Below are 9,437 nucleotides of genomic sequence, written 5' to 3'. Positions count from 1 at the left end.
AGGGGGCCTTCACGTACTTCAGCCTTAATCGCTTGACGGAGTGAGCACTCACTCCGCACACTGGACGGCATGACGGAAACCACCGCCCGGCGGAGAGCGCCGGGAATGAGCCCCGAAGAGCGACGGAGGATGATCGTCCAATCCGTGCTGCCCCTGATGGTGGAGCACGGCGCCGGCGTCACCACCAGCCAGATCGCCCGCGCCGCCGGCATCGGCGAAGGCACGGTCTTCCGCGTCTTCAAGGACAAGGACGAGCTCTTCGCCACCTGCTTCGCCGAAGCGCTGAAGCCCGACCAGGTGCTCGACGCCATCGCCGTGATCGACCTCGAACAGCCACTCGACGACAGGCTCGTCGAGGCGGCCGACGCGCTCAGCGCGCATCTCCAGCGCATGGGCGCGCTGATGGCGGTCATGCACGGCTCCGGCAAGCGGCCCGAGCACCGCCACGGCCCCGGCGACGGCAGGGACCGGCGCAAGGAGTCGATGACCGCGATGCGCGAGGCCATGGCCGAGCTGTTCGAACCGGAAAAGGACCGGCTCCGGCTGCCCGCGACCCAGCTGGCCGCGCTCTTCCTTTCGCTGCTGTTCAGCGGCCGGATGCGGTTCGACGCGAACGGCGACGAGCCCACCACGATGGAACTCGTCGACGTCTTCCTCAACGGCGCCGTGGGGGCCGCGTGATCGGCCCGCCCGGGGGAGGCGGCATGGAGATGCTGCTGGCCAGGGGCGGCAGGCGGCGCCGTCCGCCGTCGACGGTGCCCGACAGCGGGCTGACCGGTCCCGTCGACATCCCGGAACCCGAACCCGACGCCGTCCCGAAGGACCTGAAGTCCCGGCTCGGCCGCATGTGGATCAACGTCGCGGGCACGGTCCGCGGCCTGCCCAAGGTCGCGAAGCTGACCTGGCAGGCGAGCCCGTTCCTGACCATCACGATCACCGTGGTGACCCTGCTTTCCGGTCTGCTGCCCACGGCGACCGCGTATGTCGCGAAGCTGCTGATCGACTCCGTGGTCGCCGCGATCCAGGGCCACGGCACCAAGAGCGCGATCGTCGGGGTCGCGCTGTTCCAGTTCGGTGTCCTCGTGCTCACCGCGCTCTCCCAGGCCCTGACCACCTACGGCCAGTCCCTGCTGCAAGAACGCATGACGCTGACCATCCGCCACCAGGTGATGGAGCATTCGAGCAGGCTGCATCTGTCGTACTTCGAAGGTTCCGCGTCCTACGACATGCTGCGCCAGGCCGCGCAGGAGGCACCGACCCGGCCGCTGTCGATGATGAACTCGGCGTTGGGCCTGGTCCGGACGGTGATCACCTTCGGCAGCATGATCGCGCTGCTCGTTTCGATCAGCCCGCTGCTGGCGCTCGTCGCGCTGCTGGCCCCGATCCCCGCTTTCATCTCGCAGTCGAAGTACGGCGCCCGCGCGTTCTGGCTGACGGTGATGATGTCGCCGCTGAAACGGCGGATGGACTATCTGTCCTCTTTGGTCACCACGGACACCTACGCCAAGGAGACCAAGCTCTTCGGGCTCGGCCCGTACTTCGTCGACCGGTTCCAGCGGCTCGGCCAGGTCTTCTACGACCGTCAGCGGAAACTGACCCGCAAGCGCAGCGTGAGCTCGACGTCGTGGGGGCTGCTGAGCACCGCCGCCGGATCCGCGATCGCGCTGTACATCGCGCTGGAAGCCGTCGGCGGCAGGCTCACCCTCGGCGATCTCGCGCTGTACACGGCCGCCGCGGCGTCGGTGCAGACGTCCGTCCAGGGCCTGTTCACCGCGTTTTCCGGGATGTACGAGAACAATCTCTACCTCGACACGCTGTACCGCTTCCTCGGCACGAAACCGGAGATCGTCGCGCCGCCGGAACCGCGCCCCGTTCCGTCCACTGTGGATGGACATATCCGGTTCGAGGAAGTGTCCTTCACCTATCCAGGGGCGTCCGAACCCGCCCTTGACGGCGTGAGCTTCGAGATCCGGCCGGGCGAAACGGTCGCCGTCGTCGGGCGCAACGGCGCCGGGAAGTCGACGCTGTTCAAACTGCTCTGCCGCCTGTACGACCCGACGGGCGGGCGGATCCTGCTCGACGACGTCGACATCCGCGAGTACGACCCGGTCGAGCTGCGGCGGCGGATCAGCGCGATGTTCCAGGACTACGTCACCTACCAGGGCACGGCGGCCGAGAACATCGGGCTCGGCGACCTGACGCACCTCGTCGACCGCGAACGGATCGAAGAGTCGGCGAAGCGGGCCGGCGCCGACGAGCGGATCGAACGGCTGCCCAGCGGATACGACAGCCCGCTCGGCCGCTGGTTCGACCAGGGCGTGAGCCTTTCCGGCGGCGAATGGCAGAAGATCGCGCTGGCCAGGGCGTTCCTGAGGGAGGCGCCGATCCTGATCCTCGACGAACCGACGTCCGCGCTCGACGCCCAGGCCGAACATGATCTCTTTTCGCGCCTGCGGGAGCTTTCGGAGGGGCGGACGACGCTGTACATCTCGCACCGGTTCTCGACCGTCCGGCAGGCGGAGCGGATCTTGTTGCTGGAGAACGGAAAGGTCGCCGAATACGGCACGCACGACGAGCTGATGGCGGCGAAGGCGGGCTACGCCGACCTGTTCACGTTGCAGGCCGCCGCGTACCTCGACGAGGCCGTCGGCTGACGACGGACCGGCCCCCGATCCGGCGACCCCGGTCACCGGATCGGGGGTTCGGGAGCAAAACGGGCAAGCCGTACGTTGTCCGGGTATGGCTGTCGCGTTCCTGCTCTATGTCGTCGCCGAGATCGCCGCCGTGTGGGCGGTGGGCTCGGCCATCGGTGTGCTCGGCACGATCGCGCTGCTCTTCGCCGGTGCGTTCATCGGGTCCTGGCTCGCGCGCCGCGAAGGCGGCCGCGCCTTCCGGGCTTTCGCGGAGTCCGCGCGGCTGGGCCGCCCCGCCGACGCGGAGAAGGAACTCACCGACGGCATGCTGATCGGGCTCGGCGGTCTGCTGATCCTGCTGCCCGGTTTCGTCAGCGACGTCATCGGCCTGCTGCTCATCCTGCCGCCGACGCGGAGTGTCGCGCGCAAGGTCTGGCAGAAGCGGATGCAGCGCCGGGCGGTCAAGTTCGCCAACCGCGCCCGCGGGCCGGTGATGGTGGTGGACAGCGAGGTCGTCATGGACACGCCGTCCGCCGAGGCCGTGAAGAAGCAGCCGCCGGTGATCGAAGGCCGCATCGTCGAGGGCTGACCGCCGTCCTAGCTTAGACACTAGCTTCGCCACTGGACTCCAGTGTCTAAGCTAGTGTCTAAGCTAGTGTCTAAGCTAGGACGGCGGCATGCTCCACGACGAACTCGCCGAGATCATCGCGAATCTTCGCGATCTCGGTGGCGACCACGCTTTTGTCGAGGCCAAACGAGCTGAGACCAAGCTGCCGAAGAGTGTCCGCGAAACCCTCTCGGCGTTCGCCAATACCAACGGGGGCATCCTGATCCTCGGCCTCGACGAAACCCGCGGGTTCGAGGCCACCGGAGTTCGCGACCCGGCGAAGATGGAAGCCGATCTGGCGGCGTTGTGCTCGGAAAACCTGGAGCCACCGCTACGCCCGCTCATCGGGACTCACCGTTTCGAGGGCGCGGCTCTGGTGGTCGCGGAGATCCCCGAACTGCCGCCGGGCAGCAAGCCTTCGTGCAACCGCGGCACCGGCATGAGCTTCGTCAGGGTCGCAGACGGAGATCGCAGGCTGAGCCCGTACGAAGTACAACTGATGCTGGCGAACCGAGGGCAACCTCGGGACGACGAGCAGCCTGTCGCGGGTACGACCATCGCGAATCTCGACAGCGCCCTGGTCGACACTTTTCTGAGCCGGCTCCGACGCCACCGCAGCAGGGCGTTCGCGAACTTGGACACCACCGGGGCACTGCGCCGCGCGAAGGTTCTCGTCGGCACCGAGCTTTCCCTCGCGGGGCTGCTGGCACTGGGGGAATACCCTCAGGAATTCTTCCCACAGCTCATGCTGACTTTCGTGCACTATCCGACGAAATCGGGTCCTGACCCACGAAACGGGACGCGGTTCATCGACAACGTCGCGGCCGAGGGGCCGATTCCGGTAATGGTGGACGAAGCGCTCATCGCTCTCCGTCGCAATATGAAACGGCGATCCACCGTTCGCGGCGCCGGTCGGGCCGAAGCTTACGAGTACCCCGAGACCGCGCTACGAGAAGCAGTCGTGAACGCGCTGGTGCACCGCGACTACTCGGGCCCTTCCCACGGGACACAGGTGCAGGTCGAGATGTATCCCGATCGCCTGCTCATTCGTAACCCCGGCGGCCTCTACGGGTCGGTCCGCGAAGAGAACCTCGGCGTCGAGGGGACTTCCTCGGCTCGCAACGCGACGCTGCTCAAGATCCTCGAAGACACGCCGTTACCCGGTTCGGATCGTCCGATCTGCGAAAACCGCGGCTCCGGGATCCCGGCGATGCTGACCGCGATGCGCGATGCCAAGCTCAGCCCGCCTCGGTTCGCCGATGACATCTCCACCTTCACGGCGACCTTCCCGAACCACACGTTGATGGGTGATGACGCGGTCCATTGGATCGCTTCACTGGACGAGCACGGCCTCACCGACAGCCAATGCCACGGCCTCGCGATGCTGTTCCACGGGGAGACGCTCAACAATCAGGCCTATCGAAACGCCAACGAACTCGATTCGAGGGTGGCCACCGAGGAGCTCGGCGATCTTGTCGCGCGGGGGCTTCTGGTCCCGGCCGGTGGTCGCCGATACGCGCACTACACGCTCGCCGAAGACGCGGCTCCCGCCCCTGCGGACAGTCCCACACCTCCGAAACGCCGCGCCGACCGGCGCGAAGAAATCCTTGACGCACTGGGTGACGATGAGGCGACCCGCGCCGATCTGGTGGCGGCGACCGGGCTGCACGACCGCACGATGACGCGATGGTTGACCGTCCTGCTCCGGCAAGGACTGATCGAAGCCACCGAGCGAAATCTGCGGAGCCCCAACGTCCGTTATCGCCGCACGTCCAAGCGAACTCTCGATGAGGACTGAAGGGACTTTCCCCGCATCGCACGGGGCGAAAGCGCCCTTCAGCTCCCGCTCGGCTTCGGGATGTCGAAGTACCCGCTGAACCGGACGGCCGGCGCGTACTCGCCCTTCACCTTCACCTTGCCGGTCACGAACATCGCCGCCACCGCCGCGTTGCCGGTCGCCATCCGGATGAAGTCGTCGACGGACAACGTGATGGTGGTGTCCGGAGTGCGCGCGAGATCGGTGCTCGAAACGCAGACCCCGTCCTCGATGACCGTTTGAAAACGATCGAAACCGTCTTCTCCGTCGCCATCGGTGAAACGCCAAGCGACGACGAAGTCGACATGCCGCGCGCGTTCCGGAACGAAATGGTCCGACATTCTGCGGAAAATCTCGTCGAGGAACGCCGAACGCAGTTCCGCGTGATCGGCGATCGCCTTGAGCTGCTCTCGTGACGCGCGTTGCACGACGTCGACGAGCACCTCGGTCTCCAGTGAGCTCAGCTCGATGCCCGCACCGGTTTCGCCCAGCATGTGCAGGGTTTCCAGCACCTGGGTGAACTGTTCGGGACTCAGCTTGGCGAGCTCCAGCTTCTCCGCGAAAGCGTTGATGACGTGCTCGCCCGCGGTGCGTGTCTTGTGCAGCCGCAACGGACGGGAAAGGCGAACCTTGTCCCGCCAGCGCCGGTTCGGAGAATTTCGGGGCACGGCACGGAAGTGTATCTGCTCGGCCGGGTTCAGGACGGTTCGTGCGTTCTGGGAAGGTCGAAGAAACCGATCAGGCCCGCCGCGAATGCCAGGTCACCTTTTACTTTGATCTTTCCGGTGACGAATAGCACAGCCGGGGTCGCCTGATGGGTGATGAGCCGGAAGAAATCGACGGGCGCGATCGTGATCGTCACCCGCGGCTTCTCCCGCATGTCCCGGTCGACCGTGCACTCGCCGTGCGAGATCACCGTCTCGTAGCGGTCGTAGCCGCCTTCGCCGACGCCGCCGGACAGCCGCCAGTGGACGACGGCGTGCAGTGTCTTCGCCCGGTCCTGCCGGATGTGAGCGCCCATGCGGTCGAAGATCTCGCGCAGCACCCGTTCGCGGAGCGGCCGTTCGGCGACGACGCTCTCGAGCTGCGTGCGCGAGGCTCGCGCGACGAGGTTCGCGAACCGGACCGGGTCGACCTTGCGAAGGTCGAACGCGGGCGCGGATTCCGCGAGCCGTCCCAGCGCGGTCAGCAGCCGCCGGACGTCGTCCTTGCCGAGGTCCTTCGGGTCGATGGCGCCCGCGACCTCGTTGACGTCGAGAGAGTGCGCCTCGGCCGAATCCGGCTCGATCCGTTCCAGCGCGTCGACCAGCGCGCGGCCGGTCAGCCCCACGATCTCGGTCATTTTCCCTCCAGCTCCGCCTACCAAGGCGTAAGGCTACCCGCCAGTAGGTAGGCGGGCAAGCGTGCCGAAATCACCTTTGCCCGAAGGGGCCCGGTAGCGTCTTACGCGACTAATGGGAGGTCCTGAGTGTCCGAGGAAGTACCGCGTCCCGCCGAACGCGCCAAAAGGCTGCCGAGAGCGGTGCGGGAACGCCAGATCCTGGACGCAGCGGTCTCGGTGTTCTCGCGCTACGGCTATCACTCCGCGTCGATGGACGAGATCTCCGAGGTCGCCGGCGTCTCGAAGCCGATGATCTACACCTACCTCGGCTCCAAGGAAGACCTCTTCGGCGCGTGCATCCGCCGCGAAGCCACCCGCTTGCTGGAGGCGGTGCAGGACGGGATCAAGCCCGATCTGCCGCCCGACATGCAGCTTTGGCACGGGCTCCGTGCGTTCTACCGGTTCGTCGCCGAGTACCGCGAGTCCTGGACGGTGCTGCACCGCCAGGCCATGACCGTCGGCGGCGCCTTCGCCGCGGAGATCACCGACATGCGCACCCGCGCGATCGAGCTGGTCGCCGCGCTGGTCGTCTCCGCGGGCACCCGCAAGGGCCTCGGCGAGCAGGCCGAGTTCTCCGGCGCCGGGCTGTCCGCCGCGCTGGTCGGGGCGGCCGAGTCGCTGGCCGACTGGGCGCTCGACCACCCCGATGTCTCCGACGGCGTGCTCGCCTCGTGGCTGATGAACCTCGTCTGGCTGGGGTTCAACGACCTCGTCGAGGGCGAGATCTGGAAGCCGTCAGAGAGCGACGACTGAGCCCTCCAGATGCGGCTTCGGCTTGCGCGCGTTCCACAGCTCGAAGGCCCAGCCGTCGCCTTCGCTCCACGAGGTGAAAGCCACCTTGGCGGGCAGCAGGACCGGCTGCTTGAACTTGACGTCGACGGTGAAGGCCTCCGGAAGCCTGCCTTCGAACGCGGCGAGCGCGTGCGCCTTCGTCCACATGCCGTGCGCGATCGCGGCCGGGAAACCGAACGCCTTCGCGGTGATCGGGTGCAGGTGGATCGGGTTGCGGTCGCCGGAGACCTCGGCGTAGCGACGGCCGATGTCACCCGGCACGGGCCAGATCGCGTTGGGCGACGGTTGCGAGAGCTGACCGCGCGAGGTCTTCTCGCCGCTGCCGCCACCGCGGCGCAGGTACGTGCTGACGTCCGTCCACACCGGACTGTCGTTCACGAGCAGCTCGCTGACCACGTCGAACTGCTTGCCCTTTTCGTGCGGGCGCAGATCCTCGGCGCGCACGCGCAGGGTGAACGATTCGTCGAGCCGCAGCTGACGGTGCTGGGTGATCCGGTTGGCGACGTGCACCATGCCCAGCAACGGGAACGGGAAGTCGGCCTCGGTCATCAGCGCCATCTGCAACGGGAAGGCGAGGATGTGCGGATACGTCGCCGGGAGCACGTCGTCCAGCCGGAATCCGCACACCTGGTTGTACGCGGCGAGGTGCGCCGGGTCGACGACGACGCCCTCGCGGACGAACTCGGTCGACGGCAGCGTGCTCCCGCCGCTCTTGCGCAGCGAGCCGAGCAGCGCCTTGGGGTACAACGAAGACAGACTCGGCGACTCGTGGAGTTCCTTGACGCCCATTCTCACGCCCCCAGCAGTGCCTGGCCGCAGACGCGGACCACGTTGCCGTTGACAGCGGCCGAAGCCGGGTTCGCGTACCAGGCGATCGTCTCGGCGACGTCGACCGGGAGCCCGCCCTGGCCGAGACTGGACAGCCGCCGCCCGGCCTCGCGGATGAACAGCGGCACCGCGGCGGTCATCTTGGTCTCGATGAACCCGGGCGCGACGGCGTTGATCGTGCCGCCGTATTCGGCGAGCGTCGGCGCGCCGACGTTCACCATGCCGATGACGCCCGCCTTGCTGGTGGCGTAGTTGGTCTGGCCGACGTTGCCCGCGATGCCGGCGATCGAGGAGACGCCGATGATCCGGCCGTTGTCGTGCAGCACCTTGTCCGCCAGGAGCTTCTCGTTCACCGCGAGCTGCGACGCGAGGTTGACGGAGATGACCGAGTCCCAGCCGCCTTCGGTCATGTTGCCCAGCGTCTTGTCCCGCGTGATGCCGGCGTTGTGCACGACGATGTCGACGCCGCCGTGGCGCGTGGTCAGGTACTCGGCGAGCTTCTCCGGCGCGTCGGCGGCGGTGATGTCCAGCTGCAGCGCCGAACCGCCGACCTTGTTGGCCACCTTCGACAGATCCGCGCCCTGGGCGGGGATGTCGAGCGCGACGACGTGCGCGCCGTCGCGGCCCAGCACCTCGGCGATGGCGGCGCCGATACCGCGGGAGGCGCCGGTGACCAGTGCGACCTTGCCGTCGAGGGGTTTGGTCCAGTCGGCCGGGGCCGAGGCGGTCTTGGTCTCCGTGCCGACGCGGATGACCTGCGCGTCGACGAAGGCGGACTTCGACGACAGCAGGAAGCGGAGCGTGGACTCAGTGGCCTCTTCGGCACCTTCGGCGACGTACACGAGCTGAGCGGTCGCGCCGCGCTTCAGTTCCTTACCGACGGAACGGACGAAGCCTTCGAGCGCGCGTTGGGCGATCCGCTCGTGCCCTTCGGCCAGTTCAGGAGGCGTTCCGAGGATGACGACGCGGCCCGAGGGCCCGACGCTCCGGATCACCGGGTGGAAGAAGTCGTAGACCTCGCGAAGCTGCTTCGGGTCCTTCACACCTGTCGCGTCGAAGACGAGCGCGGCGTGCTTGTCGGCCGCCGTCGAGATGACCTCGATGCCCGCGCGGTGCAGCTGAGCCTCGATCACCTTTTCGAGGCGGCCACCTGGCGCGGCGCCGAGAAGTGCGGGACCTTCGAGAGCGGGCTGGCCGGGCTTGTACCGGCGAAGCGTCGCGGGGTTCGGCAGGCCGAGCTTCGGCACCACGAATTTCCCCACGGGGGATTTCGTGAACTGCTGGTACCTGTCAGCCATCTCGTGCCTCCCGTGCAGTGAGCATCACGTCGCATTCTAACCTACCCGTGAGTAGGTTACAGTGTGAGAGAGCCTACGGAGG

Annotated in this window: 9 protein-coding genes; 5 read left to right on the top strand and 4 right to left on the bottom strand. The window is 67.3% G+C overall.

Annotated elements, in window-relative coordinates:
• Positions 1 to 105: 105 nt before the first annotated feature.
• From CFP71_RS18020 to CFP71_RS18005, 4 genes are all read left to right on the top strand, one after another.
• Positions 106 to 681, top strand: a complete 576-nt coding sequence (locus CFP71_RS18020) for a TetR/AcrR family transcriptional regulator (protein ID WP_093935027.1) — start codon at positions 106 to 108, stop codon at positions 679 to 681.
• Between the two features lie 23 nt (positions 682 to 704).
• On the top strand, positions 705 to 2,654 hold the full coding sequence (locus CFP71_RS18015; RefSeq protein ID WP_093935026.1) for an ABC transporter ATP-binding protein: 1,950 nt from the start codon (positions 705 to 707) through the stop codon (positions 2,652 to 2,654).
• Between the two features lie 85 nt (positions 2,655 to 2,739).
• Positions 2,740 to 3,222 (top strand): FxsA family protein, encoded by a 483-nt coding sequence (locus CFP71_RS18010; protein WP_093935025.1) that lies wholly within the window; start codon positions 2,740 to 2,742, stop codon positions 3,220 to 3,222.
• Between the two features lie 88 nt (positions 3,223 to 3,310).
• The gene (locus CFP71_RS18005) at positions 3,311 to 5,038 is read left to right on the top strand and encodes an ATP-binding protein (protein ID WP_093935024.1); all 1,728 of its coding nucleotides are present in this window, start codon (positions 3,311 to 3,313) and stop codon (positions 5,036 to 5,038) included.
• Positions 5,039 to 5,076: 38 nt separating this feature from the next.
• On the opposite strand, the gene CFP71_RS18000 is transcribed toward CFP71_RS18005, so the two are convergent.
• Positions 5,077 to 5,667: an SCP2 sterol-binding domain-containing protein gene (locus tag CFP71_RS18000; RefSeq protein ID WP_208635980.1), complete on the bottom strand. Its 591-nt coding sequence runs from the start codon at positions 5,665 to 5,667 to the stop codon at positions 5,077 to 5,079.
• 86 nt (positions 5,668 to 5,753) lie between these two features.
• A complete protein-coding gene (locus CFP71_RS17995) occupies positions 5,754 to 6,398 on the bottom strand; it encodes an SCP2 sterol-binding domain-containing protein (protein ID WP_093935023.1) in 645 nt (214 codons plus the stop codon).
• A 126-nt stretch (positions 6,399 to 6,524) separates the two neighbouring features.
• On the opposite strand from CFP71_RS17995, the gene CFP71_RS17990 reads away from it, so the two are divergent.
• Positions 6,525 to 7,190, top strand: coding sequence for a TetR/AcrR family transcriptional regulator (locus CFP71_RS17990; protein ID WP_005155885.1), 666 nt, complete (start codon positions 6,525 to 6,527; stop codon positions 7,188 to 7,190).
• Here the strand turns inward: CFP71_RS17990 and CFP71_RS17985 are convergent.
• On the bottom strand, positions 7,173 to 8,018 hold the full coding sequence (locus CFP71_RS17985) for a MaoC family dehydratase (protein ID WP_093935022.1): 846 nt from the start codon (positions 8,016 to 8,018) through the stop codon (positions 7,173 to 7,175). The two genes, CFP71_RS17990 and CFP71_RS17985, sit on opposite strands and share 18 nt — an antisense overlap.
• Positions 8,019 to 8,020: 2 nt before the next feature.
• Positions 8,021 to 9,355, bottom strand: coding sequence for a 3-oxoacyl-ACP reductase (locus tag CFP71_RS17980; RefSeq protein ID WP_093935021.1), 1,335 nt, complete (start codon positions 9,353 to 9,355; stop codon positions 8,021 to 8,023).
• Between the last annotated feature and the right edge of the window lie 82 nt (positions 9,356 to 9,437).

Origin of the sequence: Amycolatopsis thailandensis, assembly GCF_002234405.1 — a bacterium.
Lineage (GTDB): Bacteria > Actinomycetota > Actinomycetes > Mycobacteriales > Pseudonocardiaceae > Amycolatopsis > Amycolatopsis thailandensis.
This window is presented reverse-complemented; position numbering and strand designations above follow the sequence as displayed.

Bases quoted from the DNA above. Each gene is read 5' to 3' on its own strand.
- CFP71_RS18010 (WP_093935025.1), top strand. From the start codon at position 2,740: ATGGCTGTCGCGTTCCTGCTCTATGTCGTCGCCGAGATCGCCGCCGTG.
- CFP71_RS17995 (WP_093935023.1), bottom strand. From the start codon at position 6,398: ATGACCGAGATCGTGGGGCTGACCGGCCGCGCGCTGGTCGACGCGCTG.
- CFP71_RS18020 (WP_093935027.1), top strand. From the start codon at position 106: ATGAGCCCCGAAGAGCGACGGAGGATGATCGTCCAATCCGTGCTGCCC.
- CFP71_RS17980 (WP_093935021.1), bottom strand. From the start codon at position 9,355: ATGGCTGACAGGTACCAGCAGTTCACGAAATCCCCCGTGGGGAAATTC.
- CFP71_RS18015 (WP_093935026.1), top strand. From the start codon at position 705: ATGGAGATGCTGCTGGCCAGGGGCGGCAGGCGGCGCCGTCCGCCGTCG.
- CFP71_RS18005 (WP_093935024.1), top strand. From the start codon at position 3,311: ATGCTCCACGACGAACTCGCCGAGATCATCGCGAATCTTCGCGATCTC.
- CFP71_RS17985 (WP_093935022.1), bottom strand. From the start codon at position 8,018: ATGGGCGTCAAGGAACTCCACGAGTCGCCGAGTCTGTCTTCGTTGTAC.